The sequence below is a fragment of the Vagococcus changpingensis genome (assembly GCF_058211775.1).
In genome coordinates this window covers 1-724 of sequence record NZ_JBYVZB010000015.1, presented here as the reverse complement: position 1 = coordinate 724, position 724 = coordinate 1, and the positions used below count along the sequence as shown (strand labels likewise).

Here is a 724-nt window from a genome sequence, read left to right as displayed (position 1 = left end):
TTGTCTTTTTTATATTCTATGATTAATGTAGGTAAAAAATTAAAAATAGAGCCCTCTAGGTCTCTTAATTTAAGCATTTTTGCTAATTTTTTTATATTAAGACATGCGAAAGTAAGCCCAATTTTCATGTGCATTTTTTCTTTACCTATTAAGTTGGTATAACGTAATCCATGAAATTCTTTGGCTGTTCCAAATAACCTTTCAATCATCTGTTTACGATTATTATAGATAGATTTCATTCCAATGGAATGACGTACGTCCTCACATCGTTCCATATCATCTTCCCATAAATGACGTTGAACTTGTTTTCTCTTATCCTTTGATTGCGTACATTTATTTATTAAAGAACATGTCATACAATCATGAGGGTTACTTTTATATTCTCGATAACCATCTCGATTAGTTGTCGTATAAGTTAATGTTTTCATATTGGGACAAATAGATTGATCATAGTATTCGTCATAAACATAATCATATTTTTTGAAAAAACCTTTCTTGGTCATGGGTCTCTTATATGGAAAGATAGGTGTTAAGTTATCTTGAAACAACAAATGAGCAATACCTGGTGTCTTGTAGCCCGCATCCATCACTAATTTATTCAGAGTGAAATGACTTTTTAATTTATTGTAAATAGAGATAAAAGTACGACTATCATGTTGATTACCTGGATGCGTTGTATATCCTAAAACCCATCCGTTTTTATCACATGCCACTTGTGTGGCAT

At 31.2% G+C, this 724-nt stretch carries 1 protein-coding gene; it reads right to left on the bottom strand.

The window, feature by feature from the left end:
* The coding region (locus AC37UB_RS10210; protein WP_490685671.1) for a transposase at positions 1 to 724 on the bottom strand (724 nt) is incomplete at both ends.